Annotated in this window: 19 protein-coding genes and 1 tRNA gene; 10 read left to right on the top strand and 10 right to left on the bottom strand. The window is 63.1% G+C overall.

What is annotated here, in order from left to right; genetic code table 11:
- Positions 1-39 precede the first annotated feature (39 nt).
- Together H0W47_RS09220 and H0W47_RS09215 are read right to left on the bottom strand one after the other, a co-directional pair.
- Positions 40-1,017 (bottom strand): TAXI family TRAP transporter solute-binding subunit, encoded by a 978-nt coding sequence (locus H0W47_RS09220; RefSeq protein ID WP_296923493.1) that lies wholly within the window; start codon positions 1,015-1,017, stop codon positions 40-42.
- Between the two features lie 30 nt (positions 1,018-1,047).
- Positions 1,048-2,382, bottom strand: a complete 1,335-nt coding sequence (locus H0W47_RS09215; protein WP_296923552.1) for an aspartate aminotransferase family protein — start codon at positions 2,380-2,382, stop codon at positions 1,048-1,050.
- A gap of 223 nt (positions 2,383-2,605) precedes the next feature.
- Here H0W47_RS09215 and H0W47_RS09210 point away from each other — a divergent pair, with 223 nt between their 5' ends.
- Complete coding sequence (locus H0W47_RS09210; protein WP_296923490.1) at positions 2,606-3,865, top strand: D-amino acid dehydrogenase; 1,260 nt, start codon at positions 2,606-2,608, stop codon at positions 3,863-3,865.
- Here H0W47_RS09210 and H0W47_RS09205 read toward each other — a convergent pair.
- The 8 genes from H0W47_RS09205 to cysS form a co-directional block, all read right to left on the bottom strand.
- Complete coding sequence (locus tag H0W47_RS09205) at positions 3,825-4,727, bottom strand: LysR substrate-binding domain-containing protein (protein WP_296923487.1); 903 nt, start codon at positions 4,725-4,727, stop codon at positions 3,825-3,827. The two genes, H0W47_RS09210 and H0W47_RS09205, sit on opposite strands and share 41 nt — an antisense overlap.
- 258 nt (positions 4,728-4,985) lie before the next feature.
- Positions 4,986-5,306, bottom strand: a complete 321-nt coding sequence (locus H0W47_RS09200) for an I78 family peptidase inhibitor (protein WP_296923483.1) — start codon at positions 5,304-5,306, stop codon at positions 4,986-4,988.
- Between the two features lie 136 nt (positions 5,307-5,442).
- Positions 5,443-5,535 (bottom strand) — tRNA-Ser (locus H0W47_RS09195).
- A 59-nt stretch (positions 5,536-5,594) separates the two neighbouring features.
- Positions 5,595-6,863: an aspartate kinase gene (locus tag H0W47_RS09190; RefSeq protein ID WP_296923480.1), complete on the bottom strand. Its 1,269-nt coding sequence runs from the start codon at positions 6,861-6,863 to the stop codon at positions 5,595-5,597.
- 158 nt (positions 6,864-7,021) lie between these two features.
- A complete protein-coding gene (gene tilS / locus H0W47_RS09185) occupies positions 7,022-7,969 on the bottom strand; it encodes a tRNA lysidine(34) synthetase TilS (RefSeq protein WP_296923477.1) in 948 nt (315 codons plus the stop codon).
- Between the two features lie 32 nt (positions 7,970-8,001).
- A complete protein-coding gene (locus tag H0W47_RS09180; RefSeq protein ID WP_096669818.1) occupies positions 8,002-8,979 on the bottom strand; it encodes an acetyl-CoA carboxylase carboxyltransferase subunit alpha in 978 nt (325 codons plus the stop codon).
- A 110-nt stretch (positions 8,980-9,089) separates the two neighbouring features.
- The gene (locus H0W47_RS09175; protein ID WP_296923475.1) at positions 9,090-9,782 is read right to left on the bottom strand and encodes a DNA-3-methyladenine glycosylase 2 family protein; all 693 of its coding nucleotides are present in this window, start codon (positions 9,780-9,782) and stop codon (positions 9,090-9,092) included.
- A 64-nt stretch (positions 9,783-9,846) separates the two neighbouring features.
- Entirely contained in the window at positions 9,847-11,223 is a 1,377-nt protein-coding gene (gene cysS / locus H0W47_RS09170; RefSeq protein WP_296923472.1) for a cysteine--tRNA ligase, read from the bottom strand.
- A 193-nt stretch (positions 11,224-11,416) separates the two neighbouring features.
- Between cysS and H0W47_RS09165 the strand changes: the two genes are divergently transcribed.
- The 9 genes from H0W47_RS09165 to H0W47_RS09125 form a co-directional block, all read left to right on the top strand.
- Positions 11,417-12,502: a tetratricopeptide repeat protein gene (locus tag H0W47_RS09165; protein ID WP_296923469.1), complete on the top strand. Its 1,086-nt coding sequence runs from the start codon at positions 11,417-11,419 to the stop codon at positions 12,500-12,502.
- A gap of 61 nt (positions 12,503-12,563) precedes the next feature.
- Complete coding sequence (locus tag H0W47_RS09160) at positions 12,564-13,853, top strand: murein L,D-transpeptidase family protein (RefSeq protein ID WP_296923466.1); 1,290 nt, start codon at positions 12,564-12,566, stop codon at positions 13,851-13,853.
- Entirely contained in the window at positions 13,850-14,536 is a 687-nt protein-coding gene (locus tag H0W47_RS09155) for a peptidylprolyl isomerase (RefSeq protein WP_296923463.1), read from the top strand. Before H0W47_RS09160 ends, H0W47_RS09155 begins: the two co-directional genes overlap by 4 nt.
- Positions 14,537-14,541: 5 nt before the next feature.
- On the top strand, positions 14,542-15,048 hold the full coding sequence (locus tag H0W47_RS09150) for a peptidylprolyl isomerase (protein ID WP_296923461.1): 507 nt from the start codon (positions 14,542-14,544) through the stop codon (positions 15,046-15,048).
- A gap of 25 nt (positions 15,049-15,073) precedes the next feature.
- A complete protein-coding gene (locus H0W47_RS09145) occupies positions 15,074-15,856 on the top strand; it encodes a UDP-2,3-diacylglucosamine diphosphatase (RefSeq protein ID WP_296923458.1) in 783 nt (260 codons plus the stop codon).
- Positions 15,856-16,638 carry a zinc-dependent peptidase gene (locus H0W47_RS09140; RefSeq protein ID WP_296923455.1) on the top strand — a complete coding sequence of 261 codons (783 nt, stop codon included), beginning with the start codon at positions 15,856-15,858 and terminating at the stop codon, positions 16,636-16,638. The genes H0W47_RS09145 and H0W47_RS09140 overlap by 1 nt, the downstream gene beginning before the upstream one ends.
- 141 nt (positions 16,639-16,779) lie before the next feature.
- Positions 16,780-17,670: a hypothetical protein gene (locus tag H0W47_RS09135; RefSeq protein ID WP_296923452.1), complete on the top strand. Its 891-nt coding sequence runs from the start codon at positions 16,780-16,782 to the stop codon at positions 17,668-17,670.
- A 153-nt stretch (positions 17,671-17,823) separates the two neighbouring features.
- Positions 17,824-18,426 carry a sigma-70 family RNA polymerase sigma factor gene (locus tag H0W47_RS09130; protein ID WP_296923450.1) on the top strand — a complete coding sequence of 201 codons (603 nt, stop codon included), beginning with the start codon at positions 17,824-17,826 and terminating at the stop codon, positions 18,424-18,426.
- Positions 18,423-18,711, top strand: a 289-nt coding sequence (locus tag H0W47_RS09125) for a hypothetical protein (RefSeq protein ID WP_296923447.1), incomplete at its 3' end; no start/stop codon positions are given. The genes H0W47_RS09130 and H0W47_RS09125, both read left to right, overlap by 4 nt.

Genomic DNA, 18,711 nt, shown 5'->3' with positions numbered 1-18,711 from the left:
GGCGAAACCTTTCGCCCTTTTTTAACGGTCGGCAGCTGATTATTTGATCCAGCCTTTTTCCTTGTAGTAGCGCGCAGCGCCTTCATGCAATGGCGCACTCAAGCCGTCTTTGACCATGTTCTGCGGGTTCAGGTTGGCCAGCGCAGGGTGCAGCTTCTTGAACTCGTCGAAGTTGTCAAACAGCGCCTTGGTCACCTGGTACACCGTTTCGGCCGGGGTCTTGCTCGACGCCACCACCGTAGCCAGCACGCCGTAGGTATTGGTCGCCTGCGGGTTGTTGGGGTACAGGCCGGCCGGAATCGTGACCTTGGCGTAATAGGGTTTGTCAGCCACCAGCTTGTCGATGACGGGACCGGTCAACGAAACCAGTTTGGCGCCGCAAGAGGTGGTGGGGTCCTGGATGTTAGCGGAAGGATGACCCACGCCATAGAAAAATCCGTCGATCTTGCCGTCGCACAGCGCGGGGCCGTGCTCATCGGCCTTCAGTTCGGAGGCCAGCGAAAAATCACCCAGTTTCCAGTTCATGGCGGCCAGCATTTCCTCCATGGAGGAGCGTGTGCCCGAGCCGGGGTTGCCGACGTTGAAACGTTTGCCCTTGAAGTCCTCAAATTTGGAGATGTTGGCTTCCTTGCGGGCCACTACGGTGAAAGGCTCGGGATGCACGGCAAACACTGAGCGCAGGTCGCCGTAGGCTCCGTCCTTGTACTGGTTCAGCCCCTTGACGGCGTTGTACTGCACGTCCGACTGGGTGAAGCCGAAGTCCAGCTCGCCGGCCTTGATCGTGTTGACGTTGAACACCGAACCGCCTGTGGATTCCACCGAACAGCGGATGCCGTGTTTGGCGCGGTCCTTGTTGACCAGGCGGCAGATGGCGCCGCCCGCTGCGTAATACACGCCGGTCACGCCGCCTGTGCCTATGGTCACGAATTTCTGCTGGGCCATCGCTGGCGCAGCGGCAAACATGCCCGACAGCGCGACGGCTGCAGCCAGGGATTTCAGTACAAACGGTTTCGACATAGCAATACTCCTCGTTGAAAAAACGTTACCTCAAAGTGATGAAAGTGCGGCCCGGATGGCGGCATCAAGCCGCTCGACGATCTGTGCCAGCTCGGAATCGCTGGTGATGAAGGGCGGGGCCAGCAACACATGGTCACCATAACGGCCATCGACCGTGCCGCCCATCGGGTAAACCATCAATCCGCGCGCCATGGCTTCCTTCTTGATACGCGCATGCAGTTTGTGTGCCGGATCAAATGGCTGCTTGCTGGCCCGGTCCTGCACCAGCTCGATGCCCCAGAACAGGCCGCGCCCGCGAATGTCACCCACCTGTGGATGTGCGCCAAAAGCGTCGAGCAACAGGCCTTCAAGCCGCGCGCCGCTTGACCGTACCCGCGCCAGCAAGCCGTCACGCGTGATCACGCGCTGCACCGCCAGGGCCGCGGCGCACGCCACCGCATGGCCGAGATAGGTATGGCCATGCTGGAAAAACCCGCTACCCGACGCCATGGCCTGCACGATTTTCTGATGCGCCAGCACCGCGCCTATGGGCTGGTAGCCGCCGCCCAGTCCTTTCGCAATCGCCATGATGTCCGGCACCACCCCTTCGAAATCGCAGGCGTGCAGGGTGCCGGTGCGGCCCATGCCGCACATCACCTCATCGAGGATGAGCAACACGCCATGGCGGTCACAGACCTCGCGCACCGCCTTGAAGTAACCCGGCACCGGCACCAGCACACCCGCCGTGGCGCCGCCTAGGGTTTCAGCCACAAACGCGATCACCGTGTCGGGGCCCAGGCGCCGGATTTCCTGCTCCAATTCGTCAGCCAGGCGTTGGCCGTACTGCTCGGGGCTTTCATGGCCAAGCTGCTCGCGGTAGGGATAACACGGCGCGACGTGGGTGGCGGGAATCAGGATGGGCGCAAACGGCTCCCGCCGCCACTGGTTGCCGCCCACCGCCAGGGCCCCGAGGGTGTTGCCATGGTAGCTCTGGCGGCGCGCAATGAAATGTGTGCGCTGCGGCTGGTCAGTCTCAACAAAGTATTGACGCGCCATCTTCATCGCGGCTTCCATCGCTTCGGATCCGCCGCTGACAAAGTACACGTGGCTCATGCCTTCGGGCGCCGTCTTGACAAGTTCATCGGCCAGCTCCTCAGCCACGGCAGTGGTGAAAAAACTGGTATGTGCATACGCCAGCGTGTCGATCTGCGCATGCATGGCCGCCAGAACATCCGGGTGGCCGTGGCCCAGGCAGGATACCGCTGCACCACCCGAGGCATCGATATATTTTTTGCCTTCTGCATCAGTCAGATGCACACCCTGACCGCTGACGGCCACCGGAGGCGTGTGCTGGAGCTGGCGATGAAAAACGTGGGTGCGGGTCATGCGGTTCTCGCGGCTGTGATGAAAGGCAGTGTACGGAAAGTGGCAGGACTGTGTGATGCCCATTGGTTCGGAAGCCATAACAAAAACTCATGGCACCGCCAGACCCGTCAGGGCGCATGAGTTCTGGGCATGGCTGCTTCCTCGCCCGGCATTTTTCAATCTGGGTCTGCCGGACTAAATTTGCCGGCACAGCACGCACGCAGCATCAGACAGGGGAAACTTCATGCACGTATGCATCCTCGGGGCCGGCATCGCGGGACTCGCCACAGCTTGGCAACTTCATCGCGCAGGCTTTGAGGTCACTGTGATTGATCGCGCCGGCGCCGGCGCTGGCGCCAGTGGCGCCAATGGCGCTCAACTGAGCTACGCCTACGTCCAGCCCCTGGCCGACCCCTCGCTCTGGCGGCACCTCCCGAAACTCCTTTTCGCAAAGGCATCACCGTTTCACCTGCGGCTGCAATTGGACCCACAGCAATGGGCCTGGGGTCTGCAATTTCTGGCGGCGTGCCGCAGCAGCGTCTCGCGCGAGACGACCGTCCAACTGCTGGCCCTGGCGGCTCGCAGCCGCATTGCTTTCGAACGCCTGCTCAGCGAAGAGCGGCTGGACTGCGATTTCTCAAGCACGGGCAAGCTGGTGCTGTATGGCGACACGCCGTCCTTTGGCGCCGCCCGCCGACAGATGGCGCTTCAACGGGGTCTGGGCAGCGTACAGCACGCGGTGACGGCAAGCGAGTGCGCGGCCATCGAGCCGGCCCTGGCGCGCCACGTGCCGCACATCGCCGGCGCCATCCACACCCCCGGTGAATGTGCGGCCGACTGCTTCAAGGTGTGTCAGGAGTTGCAGCGCTTGCTGGTAGCGGGCGGTGTGCAGTTTTTGTTCAACACCGAGGTGACTGCCATGGAGCAGCGCGCAGGCCGGGCGGTCGCAACGCACACCTCCCACGGCCCCGTGTATGCGGACGCTTTCGTAGCTGCGCTGGGCTCGGCGTCCGGTGGTTTTGGACGTAGGCTCGGGCTGGACCTGCCTGTCTATCCCCTCAAGGGTTACAGCATCACGCTGCCCGTCGCCAGCGACTGGGGTGCAGCGCCACGGGTCAATGTCACCGACGCAGCGCGAAAGATGGTTTTTGCGCGGATCGGCTCGCGCCTTCGCGTGGCAGGCATGGCCGAGCTGGTGGGCCACAACACCGCAATTGCGCCCGACCGGATCGACGCGCTGGTACAAGCCACGCGCGAGATTTTTCCTCAGTGCGGTGACCTTGATGCACCTGTGCCATGGGCCGGCCTGCGACCGGCCACCCCGACCGGCCGCCCCATCCTGGGCCGTCGACCTGGCACGCCAGAGAACCTTCTGTTCAACACCGGCCACGGAGCCTTGGGTTTCACCCTGGCTTTTGGCAGCGCCGTCCACATTCTTGAGCTGTTGCAGGCCGCACGCCCCCTCACGATATCTGCTGCAGGGCCTGTGTCATGCAGCGCGTAAAGGCACGGCTGACGAGCGAGTTGGGTCGAGCAGTAGGCCGCAAGGCCTTGACCGTCACCGGGATAGCTGGCTCCAGCGCCAGCACATCCACCTTGCCGTGATCAGCAGAGGCAGCGGTGCAACCTTCCACCAGCGCCACGCCGACGCCGTGGTGGGCCAGCGCAAGGGCCACATGGTAGGTCTGCACCGTCATCACAGGTTTGACCCCGGGGTCTCCCTCACGCAGGAGGTGGCCGAGGGTGACACCCAGCGGATCGCGGCTGTCCAGTCCGATGACGGGAGGGTCCGCCAGCTGGGCAAGCGTCATCGAACCGCTTTTGAGCTGGCGAGCACCCAGCAAACCCTTCGGCACGACACACATGACCCTGCGCTCGCCGATCTGCTCATGCGAGAGCGCAGGGTGACTGATGGCGCTGAACACATACCCCACATCCGCCTCCTGCAGCACCAGCGAGGAGACAATCTGTGGTGAATGCAGGGCTTCGTGCACCACGGCCACCTGCGGATACTTCTCGCGAAACAGGCGAATGGCACGCGGAAAAACCTCATAGCTCAGCGCCAGCACCGTCAGAACGCGTAACTCGCCCTGGCTGCCGCGCCCGCTCTTGAGGCTGCTGGCCAGGCACTGCACCTCGTCAAGTTGCGCAAACAGACGTTCAATATGCGGATAGAGGGTTTGCGCTTCGGCAGTCGGAGTCAAGCGCCCGCGAACACGCTGAAACAGCGCAAACCCGAGCTGGATTTCCGCGTGTTGCAGCGTACGGCTGACCGCAGGTTGGGTCACGTTGATCAGACGCGCCGCTGCACTCACGCTGCCGGTCACCATGACCGCATTGAAAACTTCGATATGCCTCAGGCGCATGATTTTTCTGTCCCACCCACAACGGAGTTGTTGCCATGAAATTTGCATTCATATTATCGGCATTGGGGTTGCCCACCCTCTGCACGGGCAGCTAGGTCAACGCAGCCTCGAACGAACTTGACAGGAACTGCGCCAGCGTGAGGACCTGACAAAAAGGGCCGTGGTATCCACACGCGCCACCACGAATATCAGGACGCGGGAGCGAATCAACGACGAGCGGCTGCTCAAGACGAAGCTTGTCCAAGCTGGCGATGGCGGTCAACCGCAGCGCACACCTGTCACCACGCCGGCAGCGTTGACATCGAGATTGAGCCGCTGCGCATTGAACTCCATGGTCACCATCTGACCCGGCCTCAACACCCGTGCGATGTAAGAACCTGATCGTTGGCGCGCCTCCTCGACCACACTCGTTCCAGCCGTTTTGCCAACCGCAAATTCGGCGCCTTGTGCATTGCAGACGGCAGTAGGCGGAGGGGGAGGCATGGGGCTGCCCGGCTGGTTGCCACCGGGTGATGTGCAACCGGTCAAGGCGACCAGACCTGCCAGCGTAGCGCTGACCATGATGGGTTTCAAAAACATGGATTCTCCAGAAAATAAAAGCGCCACCATAACAAGAGCTGCGAGACGGTGCGCGCATTTTTACGCCTGGTTGCGATGTGGGGTGCACGCAGATGTTACCGCCCACAAAAAAGCCACCTTGCGGTGGCTTTTTATCTGGCGGAAACGAAGGGATTCGAACCCTTGATGAGGCTCTACACCCCATACTCCCTTAGCAGGGGAGCACCTTCGGCCACTCGGTCACGTTTCCTGATTACTGGCTAGCCGCGATTATCTCACGACTTGTGCTTCTGTCCAGCGCGCGAGCCCTCAGGCTGTCGGCTGGTCGAGGTCAAAGGCCTTGTGCAGGGCGCGCACGGCGAGTTCCATGTACTTTTCGTCGATCACGACCGAGGTCTTGATTTCGCTGGTGGAGATCATCTGGATGTTGATCCCCTCTTCGCTGAGCACTCGGAACATCTTGCTGGCAATGCCGACATGGCTGCGCATGCCGATGCCGACAATGCTGACCTTGCAGATTTTGGCGTCGCCGGTGATTTCCTCGGCGCCCAGTTGGCCCAGCACGCTGGTACGCAGCAGCTCCACGGCGCGCGCGTAGTCGTTGCGGTGCACGGTGAAGCTGAAGTCGGTCTTGCCGTCCTTGCTGACGTTCTGGATGATCACGTCAACCTCGATGTTGGCGTCGGCCACGGCACCGAGGATCTGGTAAGCGATGCCGGGCGTGTCGGGCACACCAAGCACGGAGATTTTGGCTTCGTCGCGGTTGAACGCGATGCCCGATACGATGGCTTGTTCCATTTGTTCATCTTCCTCAAAACTGATCAGGGTGCCGGACTTGGCCTCTTCGTCGATGTTGATGTCCCAGTCGGTAAAACTCGACAACACGCGCAGCGGCACCTTGTATTTGCCGGCAAATTCCACCGAGCGGATCTGCAGCACCTTGGAGCCCATGGAGGCCATTTCCAGCATCTCTTCAAAGCTGATGGTCTGCAGGCGGCGTGCTTCGGGCACAACGCGCGGGTCGGTGGTGTAGACGCCATCGACATCGGTATAAATCAGGCACTCGTGGGCCTTCAGCGCGGCGGCAATCGCCACCGCCGAGGTGTCCGATCCGCCACGGCCCAGCGTGGTGACGTGGCCGCCCTCGTCCACGCCCTGGAAGCCGGTGATGATGACCACCCTGCCCGCTTCCAGATCGGCGCGCACACGTTTGTCGTCAATCGATTCGATGCGAGCCTTGGTGTAGGCGCTGTTGGTCTTGATGCTGACCTGCCAGCCGGCGTAGCTGACTGCGGGCATGCCTTCGGCCTGCAGCGCAATCGCCAGCAGGGCGCTGGAGGCCTGCTCGCCAGTGGCAGCCAAGGCGTCAAGTTCGCGGTGGTAGGCGGCGGTGGTCTGGGAAGGGGCCAGCTCTTTGGCCAGGCCGAGCAGGCGGTTGGTCTCGCCGCTCATGGCGCTGGGCACCACGACCATCTGGTGGCCGGCACGCGCCCACTTGGCAACACGTTTGGCGACATTGCGGATGCGCTCAGTCGAGCCCATCGAGGTGCCGCCGTATTTATGAACGATCAAGGCCATTGCAGGGTGTCAATCAGGTTTGGTTGCAAACATTACTTGCCGGGGCTCGCCCTGCTCCACCCTGTACGCAGGGCTGGAGCCGCCAGCAAAGCCTTCAATTATACCTAGGACAATTACCTAGATGGACCGATCCCAGGTTAGCCCAGGCCAGGCGTTGGCTACCCGGCGTAATGCAAGCAGTCCCCCACCCGCGTGACATGGCCGGACGCAATCTTCAGATGAATCTGGTGGCCCCGTGTGGTGCAGGCCGCGACCTGCGAGAGCAATTGCTCCAGCTGCGCGGCGCTTGGCGTGGCCTGATGGTCAACGCGCAGCCAATGGCGCAGCACATTGGCTTGCCGTGCCGGCGACAGGCTCTGCAAGGCCTTGATGGCAGGCGGGTGGCCCAGTGCCTGCAGGTCGTCGCGCGCCACCTCGTTCAACAACAACTGGGCCTGAGCGGCGTGCCGGGCGCTGCGCGCAAAGGTTTCGCGAAACTGGGGGAATGCCTCTGCCAACGCCGGCAGCAACCGCGCGCGGATACGGTTACGGGTGAAGCGCTCGTCAGTATTGCTGGGGTCTTCAATGAAGGTCGCCCCCCGTCGCGCCAGCCAGGCGCGAATCGCGAGCGCTGGCACCTGCAGAATGGGCCGGCAATAAAGCACGCCGTCGCGCTGCCAGTTCACTGGCATCGCGCTCAAGCCGGGCAAGCCCGCGCCACGGCTGAGTGCCAGCAACATGGTCTCCACCTGGTCGTCGGCATGTTGCGCCAGCGCTATGCTTTTGATAGCTGACTGCCCCCGTTCTGCAAGGGCCAGAGCCCTGAAAGCTTCATAACGCGCAGTGCGGGCGGCGTCTTCCGGGCTTTCGCCGGGCGCATGTTTGGCCATGACACGGGTCACTTGCAGTGGGACCTGCAATTGGGCGCAGACGGCTTCGCAATGGGTGGCGAAATCACCGGCTGCGGCCTGCAGGCCGTGGTGCACATGCCATGCACTCACCTGGCCGGGCCATTTTTCGGCGCAGGCCAGCAGCAAGGCGGTGGAATCGGCGCCGCCGCTGTAAGCCACGGCCAGCGGAAGCGGCGGAGAAAAGACGCGCAGGGCGTCATCAACGGTGATGCTCATGACATGCCGGCTACACGCTGGCCGACAAACGCCTATTTCGCGTCGGCCTTGGTGTCGGTGTAGCGGCCATAACTTTGCAGGCGCTCATAGCGGCGGTCCAGCAACTCCTTGACCTTGAGGTCGCTGACCTGGCGGAAGGCGTCATTGAGGGCGCGCTTGAGGAAAGCCGCCATTTGCTTGTGGTCGCGATGTGCGCCGCCCACGGGCTCATTGACGATCTTGTCGATCACGCCCAACGCCTTCAGGCGGTGCGCGGTGATGCCCAGGGCCTCGGCGGCCTCTTCGGCTTTTTCAGACGTCTTCCAGAGAATGGAGGCGCAACCTTCAGGGCTGATCACGGAATAAATCGAGTACTGAAGCATCACCACCTGGTCGGCCACCGAAATCGCCAGCGCGCCGCCGGAGCCGCCTTCACCGATGATGGTGGTGATGATGGGCACCTCGAGCTGCGCCATTTCGAAGATGTTGCGGCCAATGGCTTCGGACTGGCCGCGCTCTTCGGCATCAATGCCGGGGTACGCGCCTGGTGTATCGACAAAAGTAAACACCGGCAGCTTGAACTTCTCTGCGGTTTTCATGAGGCGCAGCGCTTTGCGATAACCCTCGGGCTTGCTCATGCCGAAGTTGCGCAGACCCCGTTCTTTAGTGTCGCGCCCTTTCTGGTGGCCCAGCACCATGCAGGCGGTACCGTTGAAGCGGGCCAGGCCGCCGACGATGCTCAGGTCGTCGGAAAAGTGCCGGTCGCCATGCAGTTCCACAAAGTCGGTGAACAGCTCGTTGACGTAATCAAGCGTGTAGGGGCGCTCGGGGTGGCGCGCGATCTTGGTGATCTGCCAGGGCGTCAGGTCGCTGTAGATGTCCTTGGTGAGCTGTTGGCTTTTCTTGGCGAGTTGGTCGATTTCTTCAGAGATGTCGACCGCCGACTCGGTCTGCACATAACGCAATTCTTCAATTTTTCCTTCGAGCTCGGCAATCGGCTGTTCGAAATCGAGAAAGGTCTTTTTGGCCATGTTATGCCTCCTGACGAGCCGCCTCTAGGGAGGCATGCGCCCCCTCGGGGGGCAGTGAACGAAAGTGAATGTGGGGGCTCATTGCTCCTCCTCTGGCTTCTTGATGGGGTTTACTCGGCACCCAGGACCGGCAGCGGGTCCAGCGAGCGCCAAATATACCAAGTCGCGACGCTGCAAAACGGCGCCCAGGCGGCGGCGACCTCGCGCGCATCGCTGCGACTGACGGATTCACCGGAGAAATAATTCTTGCTGATGCCGTTGATCAGGCCGATATCGTCCAGCGGCAGCACATTGGGCCGGCGCAGGTAAAAAATCAAAAACATCTCGGCAGTCCAGCGGCCTATGCCGCGGATGGCGACCAGCTCGGCAATGATGGCTTCGTCGTCCATCGCCTGCCAGTCCTTGACGTGCACCGTGCCGGCGTCGAAGTGGATGGACAGGTCCACCAGGTATTCGACCTTGCGAACGCTCAGGCCGGCGGCGCGCATGTCGTCCACCTTGAGCTTGAGGACGTTGCCCGGCGTCATCTTTCTGGGCAGCGCCGCAAAACGGTGCCACACGGTCTGCGCCGCCTTGACCGAAATCTGCTGACCAACAATGCTGCGCGCCAGCGTGCTGAAGGCGTCGCCGCGCGACTGCAGGCAGGCGTCGCCGAACTGCGGAATCAATCGCTTCATGACCCGGTCCTTCTTGACCAGGTGTTTGCAGGCCTCGGCCCAGTACTCGGGCACGCTGGTGGTGTCAGGCTCCGCCACATCCGTCAACTCGGTGCTGGCGGGGCCGCTTTTTACTATCTTTTTCATAGCTGCTTACGCCCGCCAGTCGTGGGCTGGAGGCCAATATGGCATAGAAATGACCAGCATGAAGTCAAGACCGGACTTCCCATGTCGTGCCCCCGGCGGCGTCCTTGAGGACCACACCCTGCTTCAGCAGGTCCTGGCGGATGCGGTCGGCTTCGGCAAAATTTTTGGCTGCCTTGGCCTGGGCACGGCTGGCGATCAGGGTCTCAATGGCCGTTGCGTCCAGCCCGGCGCCGGCCTGCAGGAAGGCCGCCGGATCGCCTTGCAAAAGGCCCAGCGCGGCGCCCAGGTTTTTCAGCAATCCGGCCAGTTCGGCCGAAGCGCTGCGGTTGACCTCGCCGGCCAGCTCGAACAGCACGGCCACCGCCTCGGGCGTGCCGAAGTCTTCGTCCATCGCCGCCTTGAAGCGTGCGGCAAAGGGGTTGGCCCAGTCGACCGTAACAGGCGCCGGCTTGACGAGGTCCAGCGCCGTGTAGAGCCGCTTGAGCGAATTCCGCGCGTCGTCCAGGTGGGCGTCGCTGTAATTGAGGGCGCTGCGGTAATGGGCACGCACGATGAAAAAACGCACCGTTTCCGGGTCGTACTTCGCCAGCACCTCACGGATCGTGAAGAAGTTGCCCAGGCTTTTGGACATTTTTTCGTTGTCCAAACGCACAAAACCGTTGTGCACCCAGAACTTCGCCAGCGGCTTGCCGTTGGCGCCTTCGCTCTGCGCGATTTCGTTTTCGTGGTGCGGAAACTGCAGGTCAGCACCGCCGCCATGGATGTCAAAGGTCTCACCCAGGGTCTGGCAGCTCATGGCCGAGCACTCGATATGCCAGCCGGGCCGGCCGCTGCCATAGTCGCTGGCCCATTTGGCATCGTCCGGCTCGGTCGGCTTGGCCGATTTCCAGAGCACAAAGTCCAGCGGGTCGTCCTTGCCGTCCAACACCGCCACACGTTCACCAGCACGCAGTTCGTCCAGCGACTTGCCGGACAGCTTGCCGTAACCGGGAAACTTGCGCACTGCGTAGTTGACATCGCCGTTGCCGGAGCGGTAGGCCAGGCCTTTTTGTTCCAGCGTGGCGATCAGCGACAGCATCTGCGGCACGTACTCGGTGGCACGCGGCTCCAGGGTGGGCGGCTCGATGCCGAGGGCGCCGACGTCCTGGTTCATGGCCGCGATCATCTCGTCGGTCAGCGCGCGGATCGTGATGCCACGCTCCACCGCACGCTTGATGATCCTGTCGTCAATATCAGTGATATTTCTTACATAGGTGACCTGATACCCGCTGGCCCGGAGCCAGCGTTGCAGCACGTCGAAGGCCATCATCATGCGGGCATGGCCGATGTGACAGAGGTCGTAAATCGTCATGCCGCAGACGTACATGCGCACATGACCGGGAACCAGGGGCGAAAAATCTTCCACTGAACGCGTCAGCGTGTTGTAAATGCGCAAGCTCATGAATGTCTGGATTTCAGCCCGGCAGGAGTTGCCGGACCAGTGAAAATGCGGGATGCGGGGCCAAGCTTAAACTATACCCCTCAGATACAATCGCCCAGTATATCCAGCTGGTCAGAGCCCGTGCAGCACGGTGCAACGCCGGCTCGCCGGCTCATGTTGTTGCGCCAGTCAATCAATGCATCCCAGAGGAACTATGTCCAAGTCTGCTTCTGCTTCGAGCACTCCCCTGTCGGCCGTCCTGCGCTGCCTGGCCCTGGGCGCAGCACTGCTCTCGTCGGCAGCCCAGGCCGACGACTACACCGATGTCAACGCCCTGATCCGCTCGGGCAAGCTGACGGAAGCCATGACCAAGGCCGACCAGTACCTCGCAGGCAAACCGCGTGACCCGCAGATGCGCTTCATCAAGGGCGTGATCCAGACCGAAGCCGGCAAGCCGGCCGACGCCATCAGCACCTTCACCAAGATCACCCAGGATTACCCGGAACTGCCCGAGCCCTACAACAACCTGGCCGTGCTGTACGCCGGGCAGAACCAGTTTGACAAGGCCAGGGCCGCCCTCGAGATGGCGATCCGCACCAACCCGAGCTACGCCACTGCCCACGAGAACCTGGGCGACGTCTACGCCAGGCTCGCCAGCCAGGCCTACAGCAAGGCACTGCAGCTCGACGGCGGCAACGCCGGCGTGCAACCCAAACTGGCTCTGATACGAACGCTGTTCAGCGCCGACACCAAAGGGGCCAAGCCGGTCCCCAGCAACGTCTCTTCGGGACCGGTCACAAGCGCCCCCGCACCAGCTGTGACGCCGCCCGCGCCGGCCCGCCCGGCAGTTGTGGTGCCGGCCACACCCCCGACGCCTGCACCCCCGGCGGCAGCACCCGCTGCACCCGCTGCCCCCGCCACCCCACCGGCTTCTGCGGCCCCGGCAGCCTCTGTCAGCGCAGCAGAAAAAGAAGTCGAGTCGGCCGTACGCGCCTGGGCCAGCGCCTGGGCTGCCAAGGACATGGCCGCTTACCTGGGATCGTACGGCAAGGACTTCGACGCCCCCGGCAGCCAGTCGCGCAAGGCTTGGGAAGAAGAGCGGCGCAGCCGCATTGTCGGCAAATCGCGCATCAGTGTGACGGTCAGCAATCTCTCGGTGGCTGTCAAGGGCAGCACGGCCACGGCCAGATTCAAGCAGGACTACAGCGCCGACGCGCTCAATGTCTCCAGCCGCAAGACCCTGGACATGGCCAAGGCCGGCGAACGCTGGCTCATCGTCAGGGAATCGACCGGCGGCTGATGCGGATGGCTGGCATGGCCTCCGGCCCACGCGCCCTGCAGGGTCTCACGGGTTTTTTCTCGTGACTACTCGCATGCAGCCGGCCGCCGCACTTTTTCTGCTTGCCTTCTCGGTGCTGTGCAACGCTGCGGCCGCTACCGACAGCAGCCCGACCAAAATCAAGATGAATGCCTCGCGGGCAAGCACCGCCGACAAGCGTGTGCGTGCCATGCGGCAAGCCCCGACTGCACCCGCCCTCAAGGACGGAGAGGCCGAAGCGCGGCTGATCGATATCTACAAACTCGCGGGCCAGGCCAGGAGCCGCGAGGCGCTGGTCAAGGCAGAACGCCTGGTCAATGACCACCCCAACTTTCAGCTCGCGCAACTGGTCTACGGCGACCTCCTGGCTGCGCAAGCCCGGCCCCTGCGCACCCTGGGCGATGTGCCTGACGGTCCCGCCCAAGCCGGCGCCGGCATGCTTGGCGAGCTGCGCCAGGAGTCGCTGCTGCGCCTGAAGGCCCTGCGCGAGCGCCCCGCCGCCGGCACCATTCCCTCGCACTTTCTCGCCTTGTCCCCGCGCAACAAACATGCGATTGCCGTTGACACTTCGCGCGCCCGGCTCTACCTGTTTGAAAACACCGCCACCGGTCTCAAGTTGTTGGCCGACTACTACATCTCGGTCGGTAAATCCGGTACTGAAAAGTCCGTCGAGGGTGATTCGCGCACCCCGCTGGGGGTTTATTTTGTGACCAGCAACCTGGATCCAAAGTCCCTGAAGGACTTCTACGGTTCGGGCGCACTACCGATCAACTACCCGAATGCACTGGATCTCAAGCGCGGCAAAACCGGCAGTGGTATCTGGCTGCACGGCACGCCGCCCAACCAGTTTTCACGCGCGCCGCTGGCCAGCGACGGTTGCGTGGTGCTGGCCAATCCGGACCTCGAGCGCATCATCCGCACAGTCGAGGTGCGCACCACCCCGGTGGTGATTGCCCAAAGCCTCAAATGGGTCGCACCGCACAGCGCCCGCGCCGAGGGCAGAGCCTTCGAGGACGCCTTGCAGAAGTGGCAAAAAGCCCGCTCAGGCACCGACCTCGCCGCGCTGACCAGCCTCTACGCCAGTGACTTCAACAGCTACGGCAAGACACTGGCCGACTGGACCGCCATGCTGCGCACCGATCTGGACAAACGCGCCGGCCGACCGGTACAACTCAAGGACTTGTCCTACCTGCGCTGGACCGATGCCAACGACACCATGGTGGTCACCTTTGGAGAGGTGGTCAGCGGCTCGCGCACCGGCTCCACACGCCGTCAGTACTGGGTGCGCCAGGGCAGCCAATGGAAAATATTTTTTGAAGGAGTGATTGGATGAGTTTGAGCAAACATACGCGCCGTGCCTGTCTCACCCTGGCCGCGCTCGCCATGGTCGCCAGCCACGCCTGGTCCCAGACCGCGCCCGCACCCCGGGTGAAATTTGCCACCAGCGCTGGCGATTTTGTGGTCGAGGTCTATCCCGACAAGGCACCCAAAACCGTCGAGAACTTCCTGCAATACGTGAAGGACAAGCATTACGACGGCACGGTGTTTCACCGCGTGATCAACAACTTCATGGTGCAAGGCGGCGGCTTTGATACCGCCTATGCACAAAAGCCGACACGCCCACCGGTGCAGCATGAAGGCCGCGAGGCACTGGGCAAAGGCGGCGACAAAAATATCGTTGGCACGCTGGCCATGGCGCGCACCAACGATCCGGACTCCGCCTCGTCGCAGTTTTTCATCAACGTCAAGGACAACGACTTCCTGAACCCGACGCTGATCCCGCCGGGCGATCCGGTGCCGAAGTTCGAGTACCAGGGCCGCGTGTATGAAAACACGCCGCGCGCCCAGCTGCTCAACGCGCCGCAACTGTTCGGCTACACCGTTTTCGGCAAGGTGGTCAGCGGCATGGACGTCGTCAACAAGATCAAGGCCGTCCCCACAGGCGCGAGTGGCCCTTTCCCAGGCGATGTGCCCAAAACAGCCATCGTCATCAATTCCGCAACCCTCATCAAATAAACACCATGAGCAATCCCCAAGTCGAACTCCACATTGCCGGCCACGGCGTCATCACCCTTGAGCTGGACCAGGAAAAGGCACCGAAGTCGGTTGCCAACTTCCTCAGCTATGTCGCCAAGGGCCACTACGACAACACCATTTTTCACCGCGTGATTCCCGGCTTCATGGTCCAGGGTGGCGGCTTCACGCCCGGAATGAAACAAAAGCCCTCAGACGCGCCAATTGCCAATGAAGCCGCCAACGGCCTGAAAAACGACAAGTACACCGTCGCCATGGCGCGCACGAGCGTGCCTGACTCGGCCACCGCGCAGTTTTTCATCAACGCTTCAGACAACGGTTTCCTGAACCACACCTCGCCCACACCTTCGGGCTGGGGTTATGCGGTGTTCGGCAAGGTGGTTGCCGGTACCGACGTGGTCGACAAGATCGAAGCCGTCAAGACCGGCAGCAAGGGCGGCCACAGCGATGTGCCGCAAGCCGACGTCGTGATCGAAAAAGCGGTCGCGCTGTAAAACGTCGCGGTTACACCAGGTGCCCATGGCCGTGCCCCGGATCGCCGAGCTCGCCGCTCCGGCGGCCTGGCGCACGGTCGATTTCATTTCCGACATCCATCTGCAGGCCGGCGAACCGGCCACCTTCGCCGCGTGGCAGGCCTATATGTCAGGCACGACGGCTGATGCGGTGTTCATCCTCGGCGACCTGTTCGATGTCTGGGTCGGCGACGACGCGCTGGACGGCGACGCCTCCGGCTTCGACGCCGCCTGCACCCAGGTGCTGCAGCAAGCCGGCCAGCGTCTTGCGCTGTTTTTCATGCACGGCAACCGCGACTTCCTGGCCGGCCCATCCTTGATGGCGCGTTGCTGCAGCACGCTGCTGGATGACCCCACGCTGCTGGAATTTGCCGGGCACCGCTGGCTTCTGAGCCACGGCGATGCCCTGTGCCTGGACGACGCGGATTACATGCGCTTTCGCCAGGAAGTACGCAGCAGCGCGTGGCAACAATCCTTTCTCGGCAAACCGCTGGTCGAGCGCCAGGCCATCGCGCAGGGCCTGCGGCGGAAAAGCCGGGAGCAGTACGAGCGGCGCCGCCTGTCGGGTGAGAAATACATCGACGTCAATACCGATGCCGCGCGCTTGTGGCTGCAAGAGGCGCAGGCGCCGGTGCTGGTCCACGGCCATACTCACCAGCCCGCCACGCACGAGCTTGGCAATGGTTTGCGACGCGTGGTGCTCAGCGACTGGGACGCCGCCGCCACACCGCCACGCCTGGAAGTGCTGCGCCTGGATGCCGCGGGCCTGCAGCGTCTGGCCCTGCGCTGATGCTGAACCGGCTGCTCAAGCTGTTCCGCGCCAGGCAATTGGACCGCGACATTCCCGAGGCCTTGTGGCAGGCCACGCTGGCCGACTATCCCTTCCTGGCGCAACTGCCGGATATGCAGCGAACGGAATTGCGCGCATTGAGCGGGCGCTTCCTCGTTCAAAAAGAGTTCCACGGCGCGCAGGGCATGGTCATCACCGACGCCGTCGCAGTCGCAATTGCCGCGCAGGCCTGCCTGCCGGTGCTGCAGCTGGGCCTGGACTGGTACGACGATTTTGTCGGCATCGTGGTGCACCCCGGCCAGATGCTGGCGCGCCGCGAGCAAATTGACGAAGCCGGCGTGGTGCACCGCTACAGCGAGGTGCTGGCCGGTGAAGCCATGCAAGGCGGGCCGGTGACCTTGAGCTGGCAGGACGTGGCCAGCGCCGGTCAACTGGCCGGCCAGGGCTACAACCTGGTGGTGCACGAGTTTGTCCACAAGATCGACATGCGCGACGGCACGCCCGACGGCTGCCCGCCGCTGCCCTCGCGCGCGGCGCGCCAGCGCTGGCACGAGACTATGCAGGCGGCCTACGACGGCTTTCGCGAAAAGGTCACCATTGCCGAACGTTTCGGCGGCGAGCCGACCTGGCTGGACCCTTACGGCGCCACCTCACCGGCCGAGTTTTTTGCCGTGGCCTGCGAGGCTTACTTTGTGAACCGGCCGCGCTTTACCGAAGACTTCGCCACGCTGACGCCGCTGTTTGACCGGTTTTTCAAACCAAATCAGGCCCCAGCCCTTTAGCATCAAGAACCTTCCGCTATCAAATTGATAGCTTGACGGAACTCCCGGTGACGCCCGCCTGATTATTTTTTGCCGGTTTTAACCCCATCTGGCCGTCTGCTTCGTTTCAGTGAGCTCCACCCCTTCACTTCTGGAGCACTCATGACACCCCGACTTCTCGCCCTGGCCCTTCTTGTCGCCACCTCCACCCTGGCGCTGCCGGCCCGCGCCGTCGGCCGGCTCGCCGACGTCACCGTGACCGACCGCGACACCGGCGCCACCCTGGCGCTGCACCACCACCGCGGCGAGTACTGGGTCGCCGGCCGGCCCGGCGCGCGTTATGCGATCACGGTGCGCAACCGGCTGGGCGAACGTATCCTGGCCGTACCGGCCGTTGATGGCGTCAATGTGCTCAGCGGCGAAACCGCCGCCTGGGACCAAACCGGGTATGTGCTCTCGCCCGGGCAGCCCTACCAAATCACCGGCTGGCGCAAGAGCAGCAGCGAAATCGCCGCCTTCGAGTTCTCCAGCGCCGGCGACTCTTACGCCGGCCGCACCGGCCGCCCCGACCATGTGGGCGTAATCGGGGTTGCGCTGTTTCGCGAAAGGCGGCCAGAGCCGGCGGTGCTGGAGCCCGACCATGCGGTGCGGGACAACCGGCAGCGCCAGGAGGAATCCCGCTCGTTTCAGCGCGGCGCGCCGCCGCCCGCGTCGCCCGCCACCGGACTGCAGGAGCGCAACAGTTCTGAAGCACTGGCGCAACACGCGCCTTCCTCCACCACCGACAGCCTTGCCAAAGCCGCACCACTACCCGCCCCCCGGCTGGGCACCGGTCATGGCCAGCGCGAGGTCTCGGTGATCTCACACACCCGTTTCGAGCGTCTGCAAGCCAGCCCCAACGAAATCATCCGCATCCGTTACGACAGCCGCGAGAACCTGGTGGCGGCGGGCGTGATCCGCGAGCCGGTGCTGTATCCGCGGCTGCCGACACCCAGCGCTTTCCCGAACTCCGGAAATACCTCCTATGTGCCTGACCCCCCATCGCGGTTCTGAGCCCCCACGGTCGCTCACTGCATGTAGCTCCCTTCCCCCCGAGGGGGCCGCCGTGCCTGCGGACTGGCAAAGCCAGATCCGCGGCCCCTGCTGGGGTAGAGCGCTGGTCATTCGCCTGCCGTATGTGCTTCCAGCCCCGCCATAATCTGACGCATGTCCAACGCCCCGCCGACAGCCACGGCAACCAAAGACAGCGACGAGGCCCTGATGCTGCGTTATACGGCCGGGGACATCGCGGCCTTCGACACCTTGTATGTGCGGCATGAACTGGCGGTGTGGCGCTACCTGCTGCGCAGCGTGCGGGTGCAGGCGGTGGCCGACGACCTGCTGCAGGATGTCTGGTTTGCCGTTGCGCGCAGCGCCGCCGCTTACGAGGTCAGGGCGCGTTTTAAAACCTGGCTGTTCACGCTGGCGCACAACCGGCTGGTCGATCACTTCCGCACCGCAAAAAACCATGTCAGCCTGGATGGCGATGCTGAAAACGACGATAGCGAAGGCCGGCTGGCCGACACCCTGGCCGCCGATTCCGGCTTCGGGCCGGTACGGCAACTGCAGTCGCGCGAACAGGCCGCCGCGCTGATCGAAGCGATTGAAAGGCTGCCGGCAGAACAGCGCGAGGCTTTTTTGTTGCAAGCCGAAGCCGGCATGAGCGTCGAAGACATCGCCGGCGCCACCAGCGTGACTTTCGAGACTGCCAAAAGCCGGCTGCGTTACGCCCGCAGCAGCCTCAAACAATGGCTACAGGAGTTTGCATGAACCGGCCCGACGAGAACGACGAGCTGATCCGGCGCTACCGGGAAGCCAGCGCGCAAGATACGCGCCGACCCTCACCGCAGGTTCGAGAGGCGGTGCGAGCGCATGCAGCGATGATCACGGCATCGAAGGCGGCCGGCCCTGCGCCTTCATTCACAACTTCATCCACAACTTCATCCACACCTGCGGCCAACCAGTCACGCTGGAAGCTGTCCCTGCTGGCCAGCGTGGCCCTTGCCGCCCTGACCGGCCTGCTGGTGCTGCAGTTTGACCGCGGCACACCGGACG

The organism is Polaromonas sp. (assembly GCF_013817205.1).
Taxonomy (GTDB): domain Bacteria; phylum Pseudomonadota; class Gammaproteobacteria; order Burkholderiales; family Burkholderiaceae_C; genus Polaromonas.
The sequence above is the reverse complement of the archived record's forward strand: the minus strand, read 5'-3'. Positions and strand labels throughout refer to the sequence as shown.